Origin of the sequence: Streptomyces sioyaensis (genome assembly GCF_004122735.1) — a bacterium.
Lineage (GTDB): Bacteria > Actinomycetota > Actinomycetes > Streptomycetales > Streptomycetaceae > Streptomyces > Streptomyces sioyaensis.
This window is the reverse complement of record NZ_SDIF01000009.1, coordinates 100,205-119,924: the sequence shown is the minus strand read 5'-3', so window position 1 is coordinate 119,924 and position 19,720 is coordinate 100,205. Positions and strand designations below refer to the sequence as shown.

Here is a 19,720-nt window from a genome sequence, read left to right as displayed (position 1 = left end):
ACCGCCCCCACGGCACGCATGACCTCCGGCCGCGGGTCGCACACGAACGCCGACCGCAGCGCGACCACCACCTGTTCCGCGGCCGCCAGGACCAGCCGCTGGCCCGCCGTCTTGCCCGCGACGCGCAGCGGCAGCAAGGAGGTGCCGAGCCGGTCGTCAGGAAGCGGTGCACGGGTCACCGGGGTCGCCCCCGCGGTGTGCCAGGCCGCCTGGACCGCGGGGCGGGTGGGGTCGGTGAGCGCGGTGGTCAGCAAGGTCTCGCCGCCGCCGGTCAACCGTTCACCGACGATGCGCAGTTCGGGCTCGGCCTGGACCGCGAGATCGAGGCTGACGGGGCCGGCCGGGCCGTCGACCGTACATCCGATGCGGAAGCCGCGCCTCCCCTGCCCGTCGGGGCGCGCCCCCGTCGGCACACACGCCGACGGGCCGCCGGCCACCTCCGCCAGCGCCCGCGCGAGCGACTCCCCGCTCCCCAGCCGGGCGAGAATCGCGTACGCCTGCAGCGCACTGGACTTCCCGCTGCCGCTCCCGCCGCTCAGCAGCGTCAGCGGGCCGAGCGGCAGGGTGACGCCGCGATGGGTCTTGAACGCGGACAGCCGTAACTCGGTGACCGCCGGCCGCACACTGTCGGTATTCATATGCGGACGTTACGCAGCACCCCGAGCGGAAAACCGTTACGCCCAACAGCTCTTCCTACGAACGGGGGATGGCGCCCGCCGCCTCTTCCTCGACCTCGGTGCCGACGGGTGCCAGCAGAAAGACATTGGTGTCGACGCGGTGCATCCCGCTGCCCAGCCCGAAGACGACGCCGCTGGAGAAGTCCAGGATGCGCTTGGCGACATCGGTATCGGCACTACTGAGATCCAGCAGGACGGGGATCTGCGCCATCAAGTACTCGGCGACCTCACGGGCGTCGGCGAAGGTCTGGACGCGGATGACGATGAAGCGCCGCAGCTGCTCCGCCGGTTCGTCCTCGGGGAGGGCCCGGTGGTCGGGCCAGGAAGGCCATTCACTACTACTGCGGAGCGGGACGACCTCGGCGAGCCCTTCCCACTGCTCGTCGGTGGCATCGGGGCCGTTCACCGAATCACCTCACCCGGGGGAGCGCTGGCTGTCTGCGGTATCTGCATCGCACAATTCTAGAGATAAACATACAAAGCTCGGCGGACGCGACACACACCGCGTCACGTCCCGTTCCATCCTGCACCATGGCCCCTGACCTGTGCTGACATCCGCGACAGATATCCTGCGTCGAGATTCTGTGTGCCTGTTCATCCCCATTGTGACGGAGGTCGGTTCTGTCGTGAGCTCCGATCCAGCCGGCCGTCGGCCGCGCGGCCTGCGTGGCCTGCGCAAACCCGCGAGGAAGCGACCCGCCGGCCCCCCGCCCGCCACCACCCCGGACGACTCCGACGCCCCGGAACCGTCGGCCGAAACCGGCGGCCACGTCATCAACGCCGCCCTGTACCGCGACGGACACCGCGTCAGCACCCACGACACGCTCGCCGACACCTTCCGGGAGCAGCGCGCCAGGGCCGGCACCCTCGCCTGGATCGGCCTGCACCGCCCCACCCGCGCCGAACTCACCACCCTGGCCTCGGAGTTCGACCTTCACCCGCTGGCCCTCGAGGACGCCCTGGAGGCGCATCAGCGGCCCAAGCTGGAACGCTACGGCGGCACCCTCTTCGTCGTCCTGCGCGCCGCGCGCTATCTCGACGATCCCGAGGAGGTCGACTTCGGTGAGCTGCATGTCTTCGTCGGCCGCGACTTCGTGATCACCGTGCGGCACGGCGGCGCCCCCGACCTCTCGGCCGTACGCCACCGCATGGAGGAAACCCCCGAACTCCTCAAGCGCGGCCCCGAAGCAGTCCTCTACGCCATCCTCGATGCCGTCGTCGACGGCTATGCGCCGGTCGTCGCCGGTGTCCAGAACGACATCGACGAGATCGAGACCGAGGTCTTCGGCGGCGATCCCCGGGTCTCCCGCCGGATCTACGAACTCTCCCGCGAGGTCGTGGAGTTCCAGCGCGCCACCCGCCCGCTGAACGGCATGCTGGAGAACCTGACCGCGGGCTTCGAGAAGTACGCCATCGACGAGGAACTGCGCCGTTATCTGCGCGATGTGGCCGACCATGCCCTGCACACCACCGAGCGCGTGGACGGCTTCCGCCAGGCGCTGCAGGACATCCTCACCGTCAACGCGACCCTGGTGAACCAGCAGCAGAACGCGGAAATGCGGGCGCTGGCCGAGGCCGGCTTCGAACAGAACGAGGAAATCAAAAAGATCTCGGCCTGGGCCGCCATTCTCTTCGCGCCGACTCTCGTCGGCACGATCTACGGCATGAACTTCCGGTCCATGCCGGAACTGCACTGGGCGTTCGGGTACCCCTTCGCCATCGTCCTGATGGCGATCGTATGCGTCAGTTTGTACGTCATCTTCAAGCGGCGGGACTGGCTCTGAGCAACCGTCGCGAGACGAGGTCCCGTGATGCACTCAGGCGTGGCCGTTGCCCGGTTCTGCTGAGCGATACGACCGGTTTTTGACTGCTACATGCCAACCGCTTTATGCATGATTGCTCTGTTCTGACCGCTGGCCCGGGCCAAAGGCCCGGTGAAGAACGGGAGGATAGACATGCTCAAGAAGCTGATGGCGAACGGAGCCGCGATCGCAGCAGTCGCCATGGGCCTGGCCATAGGATCGGCCACGACGGCCACCGCCGATCCGTGTCCCTCGGGTGCGCTCTGTGCGTACCTGTCCGCGAACTACGCCGGCGACCCGGGCACGGTGTACGGAAACAACGACAACCTGCTCCAGTACAACAAGTTCAACAACGCGGTGTCGGTGTCCAACTCCGGCACCCAGTGCACCGTGACCATTTACAGCGGCCTCAGCAGATCCGGCAGCCCTCAGCCCATACCGCGCGGCTACGGCATCGGCAATCTCTCCGGCACCCCCTGGTACAAGAACATCGCCTCCAACCACTGGTGTTAATGGCATGCGTGCCCAACCAGCGGCCGTGACCGCTCTGTGCCTGCTGGCGGTGGGCGGGTGCTCGGGAGCACCCGCCCACCGGGGCGACGAGCCGCTGCCCGCGCCGTTCGACGGGGTGGCCGTGGCTTCCACGGAACAGGCGAAGTCCCTACACGAGTTGGAGGAGCGGGCCGTCACCGCCTGCATGCGGCAGCGGGGCTTCTCCTACCGTGAGGTCCCCGCCGGTCGCATGGTGGCGGAGAACCCGTACGGATTGCTGACCGAGGCGCAGGCTGCACGGGAAGGGTACGGCCTCACCGCCGACCTCCTGGCCGGGCTGCCCGACGACCCCAACTCGCAGCTGCTCACCCGGTTGGACGCCAGGCGCCGCGCCGCCTGGCGCAACGCGCTGACGGGAACCAGCAAGCATGAGCGCACGCTCAGCGCACCGGACAGCCCCGACCTGCTCATCAACACGGATGGCTGCGTCTACTTGGGACGGCGGACGCTGTACGGCAGTGAATGGGAGCAGGCCGAGCTCACCATCGCGGGGCTGACCGCACGGGTGATCAACCGGGTCCTTACCGACCCGGGGTTCCGCAGCGCGCAGCAAGCGTGGGCCGACTGCCTGCGCGCCAAGGGGGAGTCGTTCACGACCCTGCAAGATGCGCGCGGCACCATCCAGAATGCCGCGAACAAGGCCGGAAGCAACCGTGTCGCCCTTCAGGCCGTCGGCCGCCGCGAACTCCAGCTCGCCGAGCGGGACGCCGCCTGCCAGCGGCAGAGCGATCTCGCCGAGGCCGTGCGCACCGCCCAGAAACGTGTCGAGGCGGCCTTGCCCGCATCGACCCGCCGGCAGGCGGCCAAGCTGGCCGACCTGCGGAAGCAAGCGCTCAGCTCCGCTATGTGAACGGCCTGTGAGGCATCCCGGTGAACTCCTGTCGGCTGCCGCTGGATCGGGGGGCGCCGGAGCGGTTCCCGGATTGAGTGCAGGGAAAGGACCTCATGAACATCCATCAGATTGCCACCACCGACTACCACACCGGCGGTGAACCGTTCCGTATCGTCCCCGAGCCTCCGGTCGCCATCGAAGGAACCACCGTCGCCGACCGCCGCATGTTCGCCCTCACCACCCCTGAGGTGGACAACCTGCGCAAGCTACTGTGCTGCGAGCCCCGCGGGCACGCGGACATGTACGGCGGGTTCATCACCCCACCCGACGACGCAGGCGCCCACTTCGGTGTGCTGTTCTGGCACAAGGACGGCTTCTCGACCGCGTGCGGGCACGGCAGCATCGCCCTCGCTGTCTGGGCAGTACAGACCGGCCGCGTCGACCGTGACGCCTCCGGCACCACCACCGTCGTCGTCGACGTCCCCTCGGGCCGCGTCACGATGCGCGTGCACGCGACCGACGAGCAGATCACCGGCGTCGACTTCGTCAACGTCCCCAGCTACCGACTCGGCCAACACGTCACCGTCGAGACCTCGCGCGGGGGCGTCATCGTCGACATCGGCTACGGGGGCGCCCTCTACGCGCACCTGAAGGCCGCGGACGTGGGCCTGAGCGTCACGCCCGAGCACTACTCTGCTCTCCTCGCCATCGGACGCGAGGTGAAATGGGCGCTGAACGGGACCGAACACGCCCGCCATCCCGTCGATGACCGTCTCAGCGGCATCTACGGAACGATCCTGTTCGACGACCTCGGCACCGATGAGGACGGCAATCCGCACCAGCGCAACGTCGCCGTCTTCGCCGACGGCCAGGTCGACCGCTCTCCGTGCGGCTCCGGCACCTGCTCACGCCTCGCCGCCCTCGCGGCGACCGGCCGGCTCAAGCCGGGTCAGACCCTCATTCACGACTCCATCGTCGGTACCCGCTTCCACGCCCGGATCGTCGAAGAGCTGACCGCCGACGGCCACCCCGCTGTGGTTCCAGAGGTCACGGGCACGGCCTACCGGACCGGAGAACACCGCTTCGAGCTCGATCCCGCAGACACCCTCGGCACCGGGTTCGTACTTCGGACCTGACCGAGGGCGTCATGCTGCATTCGTCGTCGCCCGGCGCGAAAGGCTGCGGAATGGTTGTGCGAGGAGCGAAGCCGGGCGCTACCCGGAGGCTACCGCTCCGCATTCCTGCGCCCTCGTGCGCCGGGTAAGGCGGCGGACACGTACGCACAGGTCCAAAGGTTTTTTCTGAGCGGAGCTCGAACGCAGGCTCTGCGATTGCCGATTCGGTGGCGCGTTTCTATCGATGTATTTCGATCACGGGTCGCACGGTAATTCATACAATCCGATTTGGGGTTCTTCTGTTGCGTGAGGCTGCTGGGCTGCAACTAGCTTCGATGGCGCGCCGCAGCTCCTGTTCCGGGTTCCGATGAATCCGGGCACAGCTGTTCATGAGCCGGACGGCCGGCTCGTGGCCGGGCTGGGGAGGGTGGCGGAATCCGCATCGAAGGAGACGGAAATGAAGAAGGCCTACGAAGCGCCGACGCTCGTCCGACTGGGTTCATTCCGGAAGAAGACCGGGCTCCTGAACAGCTCCGGAAACGACCGGCTGATCCTGAGCAAGAACTGACGGTCGACGGCTCGCTGATCCGAAGCCATGACTGAAACGCACCCAGGTGCGGGCACGGGCCCCGGCGACGCGCACTTCGCGGTCTTTCCCGACCGTGCGGACGCGGCCGCCGTGGCCCGCTGCTTCGCCCGCCCGGAAACCCGGACCCTGACGTATGCCTCCGGCCGTCCCTGGCTGGTGGGCCACTGGCACGACGAGGACATCGTGACCGCTCGCGTCGGCACGGACGCCCTCGCCCTCGTCGGCTGCTGTCCGGTCGACGCCTCCGAACTGGAGCGCCGGATAGGCCGGTTGAGGGATCTCTCCGAACTCGACGCCTGGGCACGCGGCCTGCCCGGCAGCTTCCATCTTGTGGCCGCACGTGACGGGCGGATCCGGATGCAGGGCACCGCGTCCGGTCTGCGGCTGGTGTTCCACGCGCTCGTCGGCGGTGTGCGGGTGGCGGCCACCAGCGCCGATGTGCTCGCCCACGCGCTGGGCGCCGAACCGGACGAGGAACAAGTGGCGGTCAGGCTGCTGTGGCCGGTTCCCCACCCCGTTGCTCGAAGCGCCGCTGTGGCGGGAGGTCACCTCCGTGCCCCCGCAGGACGCGCTGATCGTCTCGGCGGACGGCCGGTCCGTACGGCACTCGCGCTGGTGGACGCCGCCGGAGCCGACCCGGTCGCTCGCCGACGGAGCCCCCCTCGTCCGGGCCGCACTCACCGCGGCCGTCGATGCCCGGACGCGGCAGGGCGGCGTGGTCAGTTGCGATCTGTCCGGCGGGCTGGACTCCACCTCCATCACGTTTCTGGCCGCTCGCTCGCCCGCCAAGGTGGTGGCCAGTACCTGGCCGGGGCGCGATCCCGCGGACACCGACCTGTACTGGGCCTCGCAGGCCGCCGAGTGCCTGCCGCAGGTCGAGCACGTGGTGTGGAACGCCGACGATTCACCGCTGGTCTACAACGATCTCCTCGGCATCGACGACCTGCTGGACGAGCCGACCATCGGCGTCATGGACCGCTCACGGGTCCTGCACCACCTGCCGGGCCTGGCCCAACGCGGCAGCCGGCTGCATCTGACCGGTATCGGCGGTGACCACGTGGCGTGGTGCTCCGAGGCGTATTACCACCGCCTGTTGCGCAGGCGCCCGTTGTTCGCCGTGCGGCAGCTTCGTGGGTTCCGGGCGCTGTGGCAGTGGCCGCTCGGCGGTATGGCCCGGGCGCTGGCCGACTCCCGGCCGTACGGGACATGGCTGGCGGACGCCGCCCGCGGCCTGCGCGGTCCGCTGCCCGCGTCCGTCAGCAGCGGGCTGGGCTGGGGCATGGCACCGCGGCTGTTCGACTGGGTCACCCCCGAGGCCGAACGGCTGGCCGGGCGGGCGCTTCGTACGGCGGCCGAGACCGCCGTACCGCTGCATCCCGACCGGGGCCTGCACACCGATCTGGAGCAGATCCGCTCCTGTACGCGCATCATCCGGCAGTGGGACCGGATGGCGGCCAGGGCCGGGGTGCCGATGGCGTCGCCGTTCTTCGACGACCGGGTGATCGAGGCGTGCCTGGCGGTCCGCCCGAGCGAGCGCGTGACGCCCTGGCGGTACAAGCCCCTGCTCACCACGGCCATGCGCGGCATCGTGCCGGAGTCGTGTCTGGGGCGTACCAACAAGGCCGCGGCGTCCATGGACGCGTCCAACGGACTGCGCGAGCACCGCGGTGACCTGTTGGCGCTCTGGGAGGACTCACGGCTTGAACGGCTCGGCCTGGTGGACGGCGAGGCCCTGCGCCGGCTGGCCCAGCGGCCCGCCACCCCCGGACTGCGCGACGCGATCCTCTACTCGACCATCGCCGGCGAAGTGTGGCTGCGCAGCCTCTCCCGCCCCGCGCGGGACAAGGCCCGCACCGCCCGCTAGGCACTTCGCTGCACGCCCCAACGAAAGGTAGCCCTCATGGCATTGCGGTTCGGCGACAAGGTCTCCACGGCGGCGACCGACTACGGCACGGTCCTGCTGGACGAACGCAGCGGCCAGTACTGGGAGCTGAACCCCACCGCCAGCCTGATCGTCACCACCCTGCTGGCGGGCGGCGACGAAACAGCGGCGGCCGACGCGCTCCTCGCCGAGTTCGGCATCGACCGCACGCGCGCCGAGCAGGACGTCGCGACCCTGGTCGAGGAGCTGCGCGCGTCGGGGCTGGCCGCATGACGACACCGAGCGCACTGGAGCGGCCCACCGGAGTCCCCTTCACCCGGCGGCTGGCCGCCCGACTCGTCCTCCTCCCCGCCGTCGCGCTGTCCTTCCTGCCCCCGCACCGCGTCCGCGCCGTCCTCGGTCTCGTACGCCGCGGAGCCGCGCCGGCCTCCGCCGGCCAGGCCAAGAACGCCCGGGACGCGATGTGCGCGGTCAGCCTGCGCTGCGCCGGGCCGCGCGGCTGTCTGCCCCGCTCCCTGGGGGCCGCGCTGCTGTGCCGGCTGGGCGGCAGCTGGCCGACCTGGTGCACCGGGGTGCGGGTGGTGCCTCCCTTCACGGCGCACGCCTGGATCGAGGTCGACGCCCGCCCGGTGGACGAAGGGGTGCCGGACGACTACTTCACCCCGCTCATCGCCGTGGCACCCGTCAGCCGGCCCACCCGATGACCGCGGCCGCCGAGAAGACACCGGACCGTTCGACATGGGGTGCGGTCGCCACCATGTACCGGCTCACCACCGGGCACCGGGCCTCCGTCGTCGTCGCCACCGTGCTCACCCTGGCCGGCTCCGCCCTCGGACTGGCCCAGCCGCTCGTCGCCAGGAACATCGTCGACGCCAGCGGACACGGACGGGCCTTCTGGCCGCTGCTCGCGCTCCTGGCCACGCTGTTCGTCACCGAGGCGGCGACCGGCGCGGTGGGGCGCTTCGTCCTGGAACGCATGGGCGAAGGCGTCGTACGGGGACTGCGTCACGGCCTCATCGCGCGCCTGCTGCGGCTGGAAATGCACCAGTACCACCGGCACCGCACCGGCGACCTGATCTCCCGCGTGACCACCGACACCACCCTGCTCAGGGACGTCGTGTCCCAGGCGCTGGTCGACCTGGTGACCGGCGCCCTCGCCGCCGCCGGGGCGGTCGTCCTGATGGCGTGGATCGATCCGCTGCTGCTGCTTCTGGTCGCCCTGACCGTGGCCACCGCCGCCGTGGTCGTGGCCTCCCTGCTCAAAGGCATCCGGGCCGCCTCCGCACGCATGCAAGGCTCCGTCGGCGCCGTCGCCGCCGAACTGGAGCGCGCGCTGGGCGCCTTGCCGATGGTCCGGGTGCACCGCGCCGAGGAGCGCGAGGCGGCGCGCATCGGCACGCGGGTCGACGCGGCGTACGACGCCGGCGTACGGACCGCGAAACTCGCCTCGGTGATGAGCCCCGCCGTCGAACTCGCCGTCCAGGGCTCCTTCCTGCTCGTCCTGGTCATCGGCGGGCTGCGGGTCAACGGACACGCCAACTCCCTCGGCGACCTGGTCGCCTTTCTGCTGTACGCCTCCTACCTGGTGCTGCCGTTGTCGTCGGTCTTCCGGGCGGTCGGGCTGATGCAGCGCGGCATGGGCGCGTACCAGCGGATCGCGCAGGCGCTGGCCCTGCCGGCGGAGCCCGAGGAGACCGAGGAGACCGCAGAGTCCGTGGAGTTCCTGGACGAGAGGCCCGTGGAGTCCGTGGAGTCCGTGGAGTCCGTGGAGCGGATCGCCACGGGCGGGTGTGTCGACCGTGTGGTGGCCCGGCGGGTTGAGCGGAGGGGGAGGGGCGAGACGCCGGCCCTGGCTCTGCAAGACGTCCATTTCGGGTACGTGCCGGACCGGCCGGTGCTCAACGGTGTCTCGTTCGCCGTCCCCCACCACGGGCAGGTCGCCCTCGTCGGACGGTCGGGCGCAGGCAAGAGCACGATCTTCGCGCTGGTGGCGAGGTTCTACGAACCGGGCTCCGGAAGGCTGCTGTTCGACGGTCGTCCCGCAGCCGAGCTGAGCCGCGGCGCATGCCGGGCACGCATCGCCGTCGTCGACCAGAACACGCATGTCGTCCATGGCTCGCTCCGGGACAACATTGCCTACGCGGCACCCGACGCCGGTGATGCCGAGGTCCGGCGGGTCGTCGAACTCGCCCGGCTCGACGGGGTGGTCCGACGACTGCCCGGGGGCCTGTCCGGCGTACTCGGCGAACGCGGCAACACCCTGTCGGCCGGCGAACGGCAGCGGGTCGCCCTGGCCCGCGCCCTCCTCGCCCGGCCCGCACTTCTCCTCCTCGACGAACCGACCTCCCACCTCGATGCCATCAACGAGACCGCGCTCACCACGCTCATGAAGGAAGCCGCGCAGGAGTGCGCCCTCCTGGTGATCGCGCACCGCCTCTCCACCGTCCAGCACGCCGACCGCATCATCGTGCTGGAGGAAGGCCGCACCGTCGCCGCCGGCTCCCACCAGGAACTGCTGACCACCAGCCCCTCGTACCGTGCGCTGGCCTCCGGCCAGATGCTCCGGCCGGCCGACGGCGCATCCGGGGCGGAGGCGGCGACGGCCGCGCACGGACGGCCCCGAACGCCGTAGCCCACGGCCTCACTTCACGGCAACCGCCCCGGGGGAGGCGGAACCGGCCCGGGCGCCTCCGGGCCCGGCGTCCTGGCCGCCCGACGCCGTTGCCTCTTCCGCGCACCGTGGCGAGAATCCGGCCAGGTTCTGCGGGAGGGGATTGTGCGTCCCTCCTGCCTGCTGCCTTCCTGGGGACCCCGAAGTCTGGCTGAAATGGGGCTCCTTCCTTGCCCCGCCGCGTCCGTGACGTGCCCTGACGCGTTGAGCCACCCAAGGGCAGCAGTCGGCCATTCTTCGCGAGTACCGGCGGTAATTCCGGCCACGGTTACGACAGAAGAGGCATTATGGCCGTGAAACCATCTGGCGGCACACGCCGGACTACCAGCGGGGGATGGCTCATATGCGGCAGAACAAGGAGTATCGGGAACTATTGGCGCAACCGGCCGAGCGGTTAGGCGAGGGGCTACGGGGGCTGATTCTCGTCGATCCCGCGGGAAAGGAATCGTTCGACTGGGAGGCCGGCGCACACCTGAGCGTGACACTTCCGTCGGGAATGATTCACCGGTACTTCGTCCGCGGAAACTCGAATGACCGGCTCCACTTCCGGGTCGGAGTGCCGCAGAAACCACCAGGCCACCTTGCCGCCGACGGCTCGCCCCGTGCGCCGCAGGCGGAGGCGCAGACGGGGGCAGGGGTGGCGGGGGCGGGGACGCACAGGCAGGAGAGTGGGCGGGAGGCGTTGACGAGCCGGGAAACGGAGATCCTGGAGCATGTCGCACGGGCATTGAGCAACCGTCAGATCGCCAGTCTGCTCGCCATCTCCGAGGGCACGGTCAAGCGTCATCTGCGGAACATCTTCGCCAAGCTCGACGCCCGTTCGCGGATGGACGCGGTGAACAAGGGACTGCCGCCGCAGCCGAGGCCCCGCGCCAGCTGAATACCGGATCGGCTGAATTGCTTGAACCGGTAGGCATGCCGGCGTGTTTTCCGGCGGAGAGTCCGCGCCCCGGCCGTCGTTCGACCCGGCCGGGGCATACGGAATTCACTGTTCCCGTTATCCCTTTGTGAAGGTCCGGTGGCGGAATGGGAAATTCGAGGGGAGGGGACATTCGAAGGGCCGGGTGCCGGATTCCTTTCCGCGCGCCGGCGCCGGGGCCCGTGCTGGGCGCCTCCGGACCCTTGTCGGCGCGCGGGCCGTTCACTTTTCGGCCAGTGCGTCACGCAGCGCGCGGGTCCAGTGGGCGACGGTGGCGCGGGCCAGGTCCGTGGTCGGTGCCCAGTCCTCGAAGAGGTGGAACGCACCGGGGCCGCGGCGGGCCCGGTGCCCAGGTACATCTCCCAGATCTGCGCCACCGACGCCCCGTTGAGCACCCGAGGGTCGTCGATCTCCGTACGGGAGCCGCCGTCGGCGCGGTCGTCCAAGGCGGGCAGCAGCAAAGAGTGGCGGCTCAGTGTCCCATCCCGAGGCCTCCGTCGACGGGGATCACGGCACCGGCCACGTAGGAGGCCTGCGGCCCGGCCAGCCAGGTCACGGCGCCGGCCACCTCCTCGGCGGTGGCGCTGCGGCCCATCGGGATCCCGCGGACCTTCTCCTGGCGGGACTCCTCCGACAGCGCCGCCGTCATGTCCGTGTCGATCAGGCCGGGGGCCACCACATTGGCGACGACGTTGCGCGCGGCGTATTCGCGGGTCAGGGAGCGGGCCAGGCCCACCAACCCCGCCTTGCTCGCGGCGTAGTTGGTCTGGCCTGCGCTGCCGTGGAGACCGGCCACGGAGGAGACCAGGATGATCCGGCCGCCGCGGGCCCGGAGCATCGGGGGGACGGCGCGCCGGGCGCAGCGCCAGGCCCCGGCGAGGTTGGTGTCCATCACCCGCAGGAACTGCTCCTCCTTCATCCGCATCAGCAGCCCGTCGGCGGTGATCCCCGCGTTGGCCACCAGCACCCCCACCGGCCCCAGTTCCGCCTCCACCTCGGTGAACGCGGCGTCCACGGAGGTGGTGTCGGTGACGTCGCACGTCACGCCGAGGGCTCCCTCGGGGACGCCGGAACCCCGGTGGGTGACGGCGACGCGGTCGCCCTGGGCGACGAAGGCCGCCGCGATCGCCGCGCCGATGCCGCGGTTGCCGCCGGTGACGAGCACGGTACGGGCCGGCTGTCCGGTCGAGTCAGTCATGGTGTCCGTTTCCCGGAGGTCTGGGGGTCAGCGGGTGGGCGAGAGCGCAGCGGAGCCGGTGACGCTCCGGGACCAGTCGAAGTCGACGTCGTCGACGGCATCCAGGCTCTCGACCAGCTTCCGCAGCCCGGAGAAGTCCTGCACCAGCCGCTTGCGTCCGCCGGCGTGCTGGATGTCGTCGAGCATCTCGTGGCCGCCGCGGATGCCGGTCTCGGCCATGATGCGGTGCCAGGCCCGGAAGTCGTTGCCGACGAACGCTTCGAGACCGGCGACGAGGGAGTCGAGGAAGAACCGTCGTTCGGCGTCGCCCAGGGCGTGGTGGACCTGCTCGGCCAGCACCGCGCAGATCGAGGCGTGGCAGTACTCGTCCCGGTTGTGGATGCGGACGGTGGCGCTGTTGACCGGCTGGATCTCCGTGTCCTCGGCTATCAGGTTCAGATAGGCGTTGATGGATATCTCGGCGACGGTGGCGAAGGCGAGGGTGGTCAGCCGGCGTTCCCGCTCGTCCGCGCAGGAGGCGAGGCGGGCCTCGTGCTCCCGTACGACGAGCGGCTTGGGCAGCGCGGTGTCGGCGAACGCCTCCTTGCGCATGCGCCGGGTCACCGCGCTGGCGTTGAGGTGCATCAGGGTGTGGTACTGCTCGTCGACCATGGCCTGCGCCAGGCTGCGCTGCATCAACTCGCCCACCGGCTGGGGGAACTTTCCGTCGAGCCCGAGCTGGAACGCGGGATTGACGATCTGCCCCTCCAGCAGCACCGTGGTGCGGTTGTAGGAGATCCACGCCCAGCTCAGCAGGCGGGCACGGTCCTCGGGCGACAGGGCCCGGAACGTGGGGTGGTCCCGGAACGGAAGGATCTTCTCCGGGTAGTCGTCGCGCGGCAGCTCGAACAGGTCGGCGAGGTGCGGCTCTTCGCGCTTCACGGCGGCCCTGCGGTGCCAGTTCCCGGCGAGCCGGGCGATGACGGCGTTCTCCACCGGGTCGTCCGGGTCGTATGCGGGGATCTCCGGGGGCCGTATTCCGGTGGGTTCTTCGGGCGCCCGACTGCTCATCGTGATTCTCCTCGTACCTCGGACAGGGGCCGCGGGGGTGCGGACGGGTCCGCCGTGGGCCGGGCCGCCGGGTCCGTCAGCCACAGGGCGACGGCTCCGGCCAGCGCCGAGAGCACCGTGCAGACCAGGAACACCTGCCGGAACGAGCCCAGTTGCGGGCCGCCCAGCGCCGCCGTCAGTGCCGCGAAGGCGCCGGTTCCCAGGGCCGCGCCGACCTGCCGGGAGGTCATGGCCAGGCCCGCGCCGGCCGCGAACCGCTGCGGGGGCAGCGCCCCGGCCGCCGCCGAGGACAGCGTGGTCATCACGGCACCGATCCCCACCCCGCCGATCAGGTTGGCCGGCAGCCACACCAGGAGGTAGTCCGGCTGGGACCTGAGGGCCACCGCCCAGATGCCGCACTGCACGGCGACCATGAGCGCGCCGGCCACCACCACCGTCCGCTGGTGCTTGCGGGGCATCCGCCCGGCCAGCACCGAGGCGGCCACGGACAGCACCGCGCCCGGGGTCAGGGCGAGCCCGGCCGCCAGCGGCGAGTAGTGCCAGATCTCGGTGGTGAACAGCGGCGCCGCGATCAACCAGCAGTACATCGCCGCGCCGAAGAGCACAAAGGTCGCGTTGGCCACCGCGAATTTACGGGTGTGCAGCAGCGTGAGCTCCAGCGCCGGGACGCGGTGCCGGCGCGAGCGCAGGACCGCCAGTGCGAGCAGCAGGGCGCCGCCCAGGGTGGTCGCCACGAACGCGGGGCTGCCCCAGCCCCACGTGCTGCCCTTCGTCAGACCGGCGACCAGGCCGCCGACGCCGAGCATCAGGGCCAGCATGCCGATCAGGTCGGGCAGGCCGCCGCGCTCGGTGCGCAGCTTGGGCAGCACGCGCCACGCCGTGAGCAGCAGGGCCGCGCCGAGCGGGACGTTCACCAGGAACACGCCGGTCCAGTCGAAGCTGTGCACCAGGAAGCCGCCCAGCGGGGGCCCCACCGCGGCGGCCGCCGAGGAGCTGGCGCCCCACAGGCCGATGGCCTTCGGCCGCTGCTGCGGCGGCCGGGAGGCCAGCAGCAGACCGAGCGACGAGGGGATCATGCCGGCCGCGAACAGCCCCTGCAGCGCGCAGCAGGCGATCAGCAGTTCCGCCGTCGGCGCGAGCGCGCACAGCAGCGAGGCCGCGGTGAAGCCGGTCACCGAGAGCAGGAACAGGGTGCGCAGGCCGATGACGTCGGCCATCTTTCCGACCGGCGCCAGCGCGGCGGCGAAGACGACCGTGTATCCGCTCACGACCCAGGACAGGGAGGACAGCGAGGAGCCGGGGAAGCTCTTCGGCAGTTCGGGGAAGGCGATGTACACCACCGAGACGCCGAGGAAGGCGATGAAGGCGGCGCCGCAGGCCACGAGCAGGGTCAGCCCCGGACGGGCATACGGCGGACGGTCGGGCTCAGGGGCCGGAGCGGGGCTGGCGGTCATGAACGGTGCAACTCCTTGCGCTCCGTGGATGCGGTCTCCACGGGTTCGGTCTCCATGGATGCGGTCTCCGCGGAGGCGGTCTCCACGGATTCGGCCGCCGCGGATCCGGTGTCCACGGTCTCGGCCGGCGCGGATTCGGCCGCCGCGGATTCGGTGTGGAAGCGGCAGACGGCCCCACCGGTCCGCATGCATTCCCTGTTTTCGTCCCGGACGTCGGCCCCGAGCCCTTCGAACCAGCCGCCGCGCATGTCGAGACAGGGGCAGTCGTACCCCTCCAGGGAGCGCGCGGCCCGCAGCATCCGCAGGGCGAAGTGCTCGGTGATGACGGTCTGGACGCCCCCTCCCCCGTCGGGGTCCGGCTCCGTGTGGGAGCGCATCATGTCCTCGTTGGTCATGATGCGGGTGATCGACTCGATGACGTCCCGCAACGCGGCCGGGGAGCACACGTCGGGGGTGCCCTCCCGGTTCGCGTACCACGAGCCGACGCGCCGGCCGACGAACCGGAGGGCCTCCGCGTTGATCTCGTTGGCGACCTCCTGGCCGAAGCGCTTCTTGACGCCCTGGTACCAGCGGGCATCGTGCAGCCACCAGAACTGCCGCAGGGCCACGGTGAGTTCGTTCTCCAGCGCGTCGACGGGGGTCGTGACCGGCTGCCCGGTTTCCTGCGCCGTCACGGATGCACCCCTTCCGCCGCCCGGTCCCCGGGGCCGACCAGCAGTGCGGTCGCCGTACCGTGCGCGCCCTGACCGCTCGCGAGCTCCACCAGGACGAGCAGCGCGCGGTCCGCCTCGTCGTCCGCGAAGAGCAGGTCGGCGTAGTCCAGCGCGGCCTCCTCGGGGTCGCCCGCCGGGCTGAAGCAGACCACCGGTCCGTGCAGCTGCCACTGGGTGGTCACGTGGCCGAGCACCGAGTTGGGCACGGACTGGAAGAACAGCAGGGGCTGCACCGGGCGTCCGGCGTCCACCGCCGCGGCCACCGCGCGGTCGGTGGCGACGTCGCCGAGTCGGCTGACGAGCACGACGGCCGTGCGGGCGCCCTGGCCGGCCGCGGCGGACGGGTCACCGTAGTGGCCGCGCAGCACGCGGTCGGCGACCTCGGCGACGAGCGGGCTGAACGACGACACCACGAAACCGGGAAGCTTGCGCGGGCCCGCGGCCGCGTCGCCGTCCGGCCCGGGCCACGAGGCCCGTTCCCATACCTGCGCGCGCGCCGTCATGCCGCCCCCAGAACCAGAGCCGTGTTGGCACCGCCGAAGGCGGCGTTGAGGGAGACCACGGTCGACGGCTGCAGCCTGCGCGGAGCCTGTGTCACGAGGTCGAGCCGGCAGGCCGGATCCTGGCCGGTGTAGCCGGCGTTCACCGGAAGCAGTCCCTCCTGGAGGACGAGCACCGACACGGCGAACTCCACCAGCCCGGAGGCCTCCAGCGTGTGTCCGGTCAGCGACTTGGTGGAACTCACCGGCAGCTTGGGCGCATGGGCCCCGAAGGCGAGGTGGACGGCCGCGGCCTCCGCGGAGTCGTTGTACGGGGTGCCGGTGCCGTGCGCGTTGAGGTAGTCGACCTCCTCGGGGGCGCGGTCGGCCCGGGCCAGCGCGGCGGCCAGCGCCCGGGCCATGCCGAGCCCCTCGGGGTGCGGCTGGCACACGTGGTGGGCGTCGCCGGCGCGGCCCCAGCCCAGCAGCCGCGCCAGCGGCTCGGCGCCACGGCGTTCGGCCGCGGTGGCCGACTCCAGGATCACGGCCGCCATCCCGTCCCCGAGCAGCAGCCCCCGGCGGCCGGCGCTGAAGGAGCGCAGGGCGCCGTCGTCGGCGAGCGCCCGCCCCGCGTCGAACAGGGCGAAGACGTCCTCGTCGACGAGGTAGCCGGCGGCCACCGCCACCCGCTCCTCACGGCCGGACGCGATCAGCGCGGCCGCGTCGGCCAGCGCCGTGCTCGCGGCCACACAGGCATTGGTGTAGGTGCGGGGGGCGTCGCGCAGCCCCGCGCGCGCCGCGAGCGCGCTGCCGGTGGCGGCGGCGTGGCCGTCCTCCTGGCGCTCTCGCGGCCAGGACGGATCGCTGTGCCGGGCGCACAGCAGCGGTGTCCGCGCGACCGCGGCCGCGTCCAGGCCCGACTGCCCGATCGCCTGGGTGAGGACATCGCCCAGCTCGTCCAGGAGCACCGGGGCGCCCGGAAGGTGGGCGGCCCGCTTGGCGCGCCGGCGGCCGACGTCGAACCGGGTCACCTCGGTGAAGGCCGGCTGCCCGGCCGCGAGTGCCTGGCGCAGCCGGTCCGTTCCCCGGCCGAAGGCGGTGGTCACCGACATGCCGGTGACGACGACGGCCGCGCGCTCAGCGGTGGGCCGCGGGGCGGTCATGCGGTTCACCCCCCAGGGTTGCCGCGAGGACGTCGAGCACGCTGTCGAGCGTCACCATGCGCGCGAGCTGGCCGTCGTCGAGGTCGAGCTCCACCTCGTAGCGCTCCTCCATCGAGTGGATGATCCAGGCGAGTTCCAGCGAATCGACGCGGTCGGGGACCTCGCCGGGTGGCCGGTCGCCGTACGACGCGAGCAGCTCGACCAGCTCGTTTCTGGTCGGCGGGGCCTGAGCGGTCACGCGGCCGGTCCCGTCCCGGCCGGGCCCTGGGCGCGCTCGCCGATCAGCGTGCTGAACTCGCCGAAGGTGAGCTTGCCGATGCCCTCCAGTTCGTCGTCGTCGAACTGGACGCCGTACTGCTGCTCGACGTGCATCGCGACCTCGGCGAGCGAGAGCGACTCCAGCTCCAGACCGCCGTCGCCGAGGGGCGTGCCGTCCGTGACGCCGCTCGTGTCGTAGTTGAGTTCGCCCAGCGTGGTCAGGACGAACTCCCTTATGGTGTCGCTCATTGACGCCTCCCGTGTCCGCATGATGATTCGGATGTCTTCCGCTGTGTCAGATGTCTGTGTGCCCGCCCCGCTGCCGGCCCGTGCGGACCGCGTCCTGGTCCTGCTGGCCCGGACCGCCGAACGACACCCGGCCGGCGCCGCGCTGCTGCGCGCCGCGGCCGGCGCCGTCCTCGATGTGCCCCCGGAAGAGGTCCTGGTGGGGCGGGAGCCCTCGGGCCGTCCGGTGCTCGGTGGTGCCGCCCGCGGGCTGCACGCGAGTGTCAGTCATGTCCCGGGCCTGTCCGCCGTGGCGATCGGCGCGCGGGGTCCGGTGGGGGTGGATGTGGAACGCCTCCGTGCCGTCCCGGCCGCTGCCCTGGCGCGGCGCTGGTTCGGCGCGCGGGAGGCCGGCTGGCTGGCCGGCTGTCCCGAGGCGGAACGGCCTCTCCAGTTCCTGCGGATGTGGACGCAGAAGGAGGCCATGGGCAAAGTGCTGGGCACCGGGCTCTCGGACGGCGGTCTGCTCCGGCCGGTACGGCTCGGCGCTCCGGCCGGGACCGTCCTCGGGCCGGTGCCCGGCTCCCCCCGGTTCTACATCGCGCTGCCCCCCGCTCCGGAAGGATTCGTGCTGGCCGTCGCGGGCGGGCCGGAGGCCGCCGGGTGCCGTCTGGAGGTGCTCACGCTGCCGCCGCCCGCAGCACCGCCGGATCACGGCGCGGCTTGCCCGTCGCGGTCCGCGGAAAGCGGGGCAGCACATACCAGCGGCTCGGAAGCTTGAAGGACGCGAGCCGGTCGGCGAGTTCCTGCTGTACCCGGGCCAGCGGGACCTCGGGAGCCAGGGTCACATAGGCGTCGATCGCGTCCTGGTGGAGCACGACGGCCTCCGTCACGCCGTCGAGCCCGGCCAGGGTCTCCTCGACCTCGGTCAGATCCACCTTCAGCCCGCGGATCGACACCTGGGAGTCGAGCCGTCCCAGGATCGTCACCAGCCCCGTCGCGGGGTCGATCTCCCCGGCGTCCAGGGTGTGCAGCCAGCCGTCCGACCAGCGGTCCGGCGAGGTGTCGCCGAGGTAGGGCGAGCGGGGCAGCGCGACGAGCAGTTCGCCGTTCTCGGCCCGGAGCCGGACGCCGGGGACGGCGGTGCCGACCGACGGGTGGTGCTTCCCGGAGAGGTCCATGGTGATCATGCCGGTTTCGGTCATGCCGTAGCACTGGCTGAGCGGTACCCCGTAGCGCTCGGTGAAGGCCCGCGCGACCTTCGCCGGGGTGCGGCCGCCCGCCGTCATCATCCGTACCAGACGCGGAAGTTGGGGCGGTCGTTCGACCGAGGCAAGCAGGGCCACCTGGGCGGGCACCCCGAGCAGTGTGGTGGGCACCGGGGCGTCGGCGACCGTGGCGAGGATGCCGCGCACCGAGGTCCGCGCCGGCAGGACGATCCGCGCCCCGGCATGCAGGCCGTGCAGCAGACCGCCGACCAGGCCCCAGGTGTGCGAGAGCGAACCGAGCACCATCAATTGCTCGCCGGATTGCGGCATTCCGTCGAGCCGGGAATACCTTTGCAATTCCGTGACGAGATCCCCGGCCGTCCTGCCGATCATCTTTGACGGGCCGGTCGAACCGGAACTCAGCTGGACCAGCGCGTGATCCGAGCGGGCCGGCCCGCCCTCGGGGCGCCGGGTGAATTGCGGGGTCACCCGGTGGAAACCGCGCAGGGCGCTGGCCGCTTCCGGGGCCGAGACGAGCAGCTGCGGATTCGTGTGGGTGACGGCCCGGTCCGTCTCCGCCTCGGTCAGCCGGTGGTCCAGGAGGATCACCTGGGCACCGAGCCGCCACCCGGCGAGCAGCAGCGCCACGTACTCCAGCGAGGGCGCAAGCTGCAGCGCGAGGGTGCCTCCCGGACGTAACCCCTCGTTCTCCAGCTGCTTCTGACGGTCTCTCACTCCTGCGCGAAGGGTCTGCCGGTCGGTCCCGTCGCCGAGCACGAGGCAGATGTCGTGCGCTGGCCCGTGCAACAGCACGTCGTCGACCCAGTCGGTGTGCGGCGTCCGGGAGCCCGCGGTCGCACCGGATCGTCCGGCCGCCTGCCCAGTGATCATCGATGCTCCAGAATTCCGAAGAGCTGAGAATGAACGCCGGTC

20 protein-coding genes and 2 pseudogenes are annotated in these 19,720 nt (G+C 71.2%); 11 read left to right on the top strand and 11 right to left on the bottom strand.

Annotated features, from left to right (window positions below; genetic code table 11):
• Together EST54_RS05495 and EST54_RS05490 are read right to left on the bottom strand one after the other, a co-directional pair.
• Positions 1 to 638 (bottom strand): annotated as a pseudogene (locus tag EST54_RS05495) (biotin transporter BioY); the annotation flags it as partial.
• A 55-nt stretch (positions 639 to 693) separates the two neighbouring features.
• Complete coding sequence (locus EST54_RS05490; protein ID WP_006602537.1) at positions 694 to 1,083, bottom strand: cell division protein SepF; 390 nt, start codon at positions 1,081 to 1,083, stop codon at positions 694 to 696.
• 220 nt (positions 1,084 to 1,303) lie between these two features.
• Between EST54_RS05490 and EST54_RS05485 the strand changes: the two genes are divergently transcribed.
• The 10 genes and pseudogenes from EST54_RS05485 to EST54_RS05440 all read left to right on the top strand — a co-directional run bounded on the left by EST54_RS05485 (position 1,304) and on the right by EST54_RS05440 (position 11,000).
• Complete coding sequence (locus EST54_RS05485; RefSeq protein WP_129245589.1) at positions 1,304 to 2,461, top strand: magnesium and cobalt transport protein CorA; 1,158 nt, start codon at positions 1,304 to 1,306, stop codon at positions 2,459 to 2,461.
• Between the two features lie 171 nt (positions 2,462 to 2,632).
• On the top strand, positions 2,633 to 2,992 hold the full coding sequence (locus tag EST54_RS05480; RefSeq protein WP_129245587.1) for a peptidase inhibitor family I36 protein: 360 nt from the start codon (positions 2,633 to 2,635) through the stop codon (positions 2,990 to 2,992).
• A gap of 25 nt (positions 2,993 to 3,017) precedes the next feature.
• Positions 3,018 to 3,881: a hypothetical protein gene (locus EST54_RS05475; RefSeq protein WP_129245585.1), complete on the top strand. Its 864-nt coding sequence runs from the start codon at positions 3,018 to 3,020 to the stop codon at positions 3,879 to 3,881.
• A 95-nt stretch (positions 3,882 to 3,976) separates the two neighbouring features.
• On the top strand, positions 3,977 to 4,999 hold the full coding sequence (locus tag EST54_RS05470) for a proline racemase family protein (RefSeq protein WP_129245583.1): 1,023 nt from the start codon (positions 3,977 to 3,979) through the stop codon (positions 4,997 to 4,999).
• Between the two features lie 436 nt (positions 5,000 to 5,435).
• Positions 5,436 to 5,546: a keywimysin-related RiPP gene (locus tag EST54_RS05465; protein ID WP_104531164.1), complete on the top strand. Its 111-nt coding sequence runs from the start codon at positions 5,436 to 5,438 to the stop codon at positions 5,544 to 5,546.
• Between the two features lie 27 nt (positions 5,547 to 5,573).
• Positions 5,574 to 7,431: pseudogene (locus EST54_RS05460) on the top strand (lasso peptide isopeptide bond-forming cyclase).
• Between the two features lie 36 nt (positions 7,432 to 7,467).
• Entirely contained in the window at positions 7,468 to 7,722 is a 255-nt protein-coding gene (locus tag EST54_RS05455; RefSeq protein WP_129245581.1) for a lasso peptide biosynthesis PqqD family chaperone, read from the top strand.
• The gene (locus EST54_RS05450) at positions 7,719 to 8,153 is read left to right on the top strand and encodes a lasso peptide biosynthesis B2 protein (RefSeq protein ID WP_129245579.1); all 435 of its coding nucleotides are present in this window, start codon (positions 7,719 to 7,721) and stop codon (positions 8,151 to 8,153) included. Before EST54_RS05455 ends, EST54_RS05450 begins: the two co-directional genes overlap by 4 nt.
• The gene (locus EST54_RS05445; RefSeq protein ID WP_129245577.1) at positions 8,150 to 10,081 is read left to right on the top strand and encodes an ABC transporter ATP-binding protein; all 1,932 of its coding nucleotides are present in this window, start codon (positions 8,150 to 8,152) and stop codon (positions 10,079 to 10,081) included. Before EST54_RS05450 ends, EST54_RS05445 begins: the two co-directional genes overlap by 4 nt.
• A 382-nt stretch (positions 10,082 to 10,463) precedes the next feature.
• Entirely contained in the window at positions 10,464 to 11,000 is a 537-nt protein-coding gene (locus EST54_RS05440) for a helix-turn-helix transcriptional regulator (protein ID WP_239012680.1), read from the top strand.
• 511 nt (positions 11,001 to 11,511) lie between these two features.
• Here the strand turns inward: EST54_RS05440 and fabG are convergent.
• Genes fabG through EST54_RS05400 form a run of 8 tightly spaced genes read right to left on the bottom strand, consistent with a single transcriptional unit; the run spans position 11,512 to position 17,603 of the window.
• Positions 11,512 to 12,237 carry a 3-oxoacyl-ACP reductase FabG gene (gene fabG / locus EST54_RS05435; protein WP_129245573.1) on the bottom strand — a complete coding sequence of 242 codons (726 nt, stop codon included), beginning with the start codon at positions 12,235 to 12,237 and terminating at the stop codon, positions 11,512 to 11,514.
• 27 nt (positions 12,238 to 12,264) lie between these two features.
• On the bottom strand, positions 12,265 to 13,287 hold the full coding sequence (locus EST54_RS05430; RefSeq protein WP_129245571.1) for an AurF N-oxygenase family protein: 1,023 nt from the start codon (positions 13,285 to 13,287) through the stop codon (positions 12,265 to 12,267).
• A complete protein-coding gene (locus EST54_RS05425) occupies positions 13,284 to 14,741 on the bottom strand; it encodes a DHA2 family efflux MFS transporter permease subunit (RefSeq protein ID WP_129245569.1) in 1,458 nt (485 codons plus the stop codon). The genes EST54_RS05430 and EST54_RS05425 overlap by 4 nt, the downstream gene beginning before the upstream one ends.
• Complete coding sequence (locus EST54_RS05420) at positions 14,738 to 15,415, bottom strand: hypothetical protein (protein WP_203525367.1); 678 nt, start codon at positions 15,413 to 15,415, stop codon at positions 14,738 to 14,740. The genes EST54_RS05425 and EST54_RS05420 overlap by 4 nt, the downstream gene beginning before the upstream one ends.
• Positions 15,412 to 15,957 (bottom strand): hypothetical protein, encoded by a 546-nt coding sequence (locus EST54_RS05415; RefSeq protein WP_129245567.1) that lies wholly within the window; start codon positions 15,955 to 15,957, stop codon positions 15,412 to 15,414. Before EST54_RS05415 ends, EST54_RS05420 begins: the two co-directional genes overlap by 4 nt.
• Positions 15,954 to 17,096 (bottom strand): beta-ketoacyl-[acyl-carrier-protein] synthase family protein, encoded by a 1,143-nt coding sequence (locus EST54_RS05410; protein ID WP_129245565.1) that lies wholly within the window; start codon positions 17,094 to 17,096, stop codon positions 15,954 to 15,956. Before EST54_RS05410 ends, EST54_RS05415 begins: the two co-directional genes overlap by 4 nt.
• On the bottom strand, positions 17,071 to 17,334 hold the full coding sequence (locus EST54_RS05405; RefSeq protein ID WP_129245563.1) for an acyl carrier protein: 264 nt from the start codon (positions 17,332 to 17,334) through the stop codon (positions 17,071 to 17,073). The genes EST54_RS05410 and EST54_RS05405 overlap by 26 nt, the downstream gene beginning before the upstream one ends.
• Entirely contained in the window at positions 17,331 to 17,603 is a 273-nt protein-coding gene (locus EST54_RS05400) for an acyl carrier protein (RefSeq protein WP_129245561.1), read from the bottom strand. The genes EST54_RS05405 and EST54_RS05400 overlap by 4 nt, the downstream gene beginning before the upstream one ends.
• A 31-nt stretch (positions 17,604 to 17,634) precedes the next feature.
• Here EST54_RS05400 and EST54_RS05395 point away from each other — a divergent pair, with 31 nt between their 5' ends.
• Complete coding sequence (locus tag EST54_RS05395) at positions 17,635 to 18,360, top strand: 4'-phosphopantetheinyl transferase family protein (RefSeq protein ID WP_129245558.1); 726 nt, start codon at positions 17,635 to 17,637, stop codon at positions 18,358 to 18,360.
• On the opposite strand, the gene EST54_RS05390 is transcribed toward EST54_RS05395, so the two are convergent.
• Positions 18,260 to 19,678, bottom strand: coding sequence for a class I adenylate-forming enzyme family protein (locus EST54_RS05390; RefSeq protein WP_129245556.1), 1,419 nt, complete (start codon positions 19,676 to 19,678; stop codon positions 18,260 to 18,262). The two genes, EST54_RS05395 and EST54_RS05390, sit on opposite strands and share 101 nt — an antisense overlap.
• Positions 19,679 to 19,720 lie beyond the last annotated feature (42 nt).

Excerpts from the sequence above, each read along its gene's own strand:
- EST54_RS05415 (WP_129245567.1), bottom strand. The coding sequence starts at position 15,957 with ATGACGGCGCGCGCGCAGGTATGGGAACGGGCCTCGTGGCCCGGGCCG.
- EST54_RS05465 (WP_104531164.1), top strand. The coding sequence starts at position 5,436 with ATGAAGAAGGCCTACGAAGCGCCGACGCTCGTCCGACTGGGTTCATTC.
- EST54_RS05450 (WP_129245579.1), top strand. The coding sequence starts at position 7,719 with ATGACGACACCGAGCGCACTGGAGCGGCCCACCGGAGTCCCCTTCACC.
- EST54_RS05395 (WP_129245558.1), top strand. The coding sequence starts at position 17,635 with ATGTCTTCCGCTGTGTCAGATGTCTGTGTGCCCGCCCCGCTGCCGGCC.
- EST54_RS05410 (WP_129245565.1), bottom strand. The coding sequence starts at position 17,096 with ATGACCGCCCCGCGGCCCACCGCTGAGCGCGCGGCCGTCGTCGTCACC.
- EST54_RS05390 (WP_129245556.1), bottom strand. The coding sequence starts at position 19,678 with ATGATCACTGGGCAGGCGGCCGGACGATCCGGTGCGACCGCGGGCTCC.
- EST54_RS05455 (WP_129245581.1), top strand. The coding sequence starts at position 7,468 with ATGGCATTGCGGTTCGGCGACAAGGTCTCCACGGCGGCGACCGACTAC.
- EST54_RS05470 (WP_129245583.1), top strand. The coding sequence starts at position 3,977 with ATGAACATCCATCAGATTGCCACCACCGACTACCACACCGGCGGTGAA.
- EST54_RS05440 (WP_239012680.1), top strand. The coding sequence starts at position 10,464 with ATGCGGCAGAACAAGGAGTATCGGGAACTATTGGCGCAACCGGCCGAG.
- EST54_RS05480 (WP_129245587.1), top strand. The coding sequence starts at position 2,633 with ATGCTCAAGAAGCTGATGGCGAACGGAGCCGCGATCGCAGCAGTCGCC.
- EST54_RS05430 (WP_129245571.1), bottom strand. The coding sequence starts at position 13,287 with ATGAGCAGTCGGGCGCCCGAAGAACCCACCGGAATACGGCCCCCGGAG.
- EST54_RS05445 (WP_129245577.1), top strand. The coding sequence starts at position 8,150 with ATGACCGCGGCCGCCGAGAAGACACCGGACCGTTCGACATGGGGTGCG.
- EST54_RS05425 (WP_129245569.1), bottom strand. The coding sequence starts at position 14,741 with ATGACCGCCAGCCCCGCTCCGGCCCCTGAGCCCGACCGTCCGCCGTAT.
- fabG (WP_129245573.1), bottom strand. The coding sequence starts at position 12,237 with ATGACTGACTCGACCGGACAGCCGGCCCGTACCGTGCTCGTCACCGGC.
- EST54_RS05400 (WP_129245561.1), bottom strand. The coding sequence starts at position 17,603 with ATGAGCGACACCATAAGGGAGTTCGTCCTGACCACGCTGGGCGAACTC.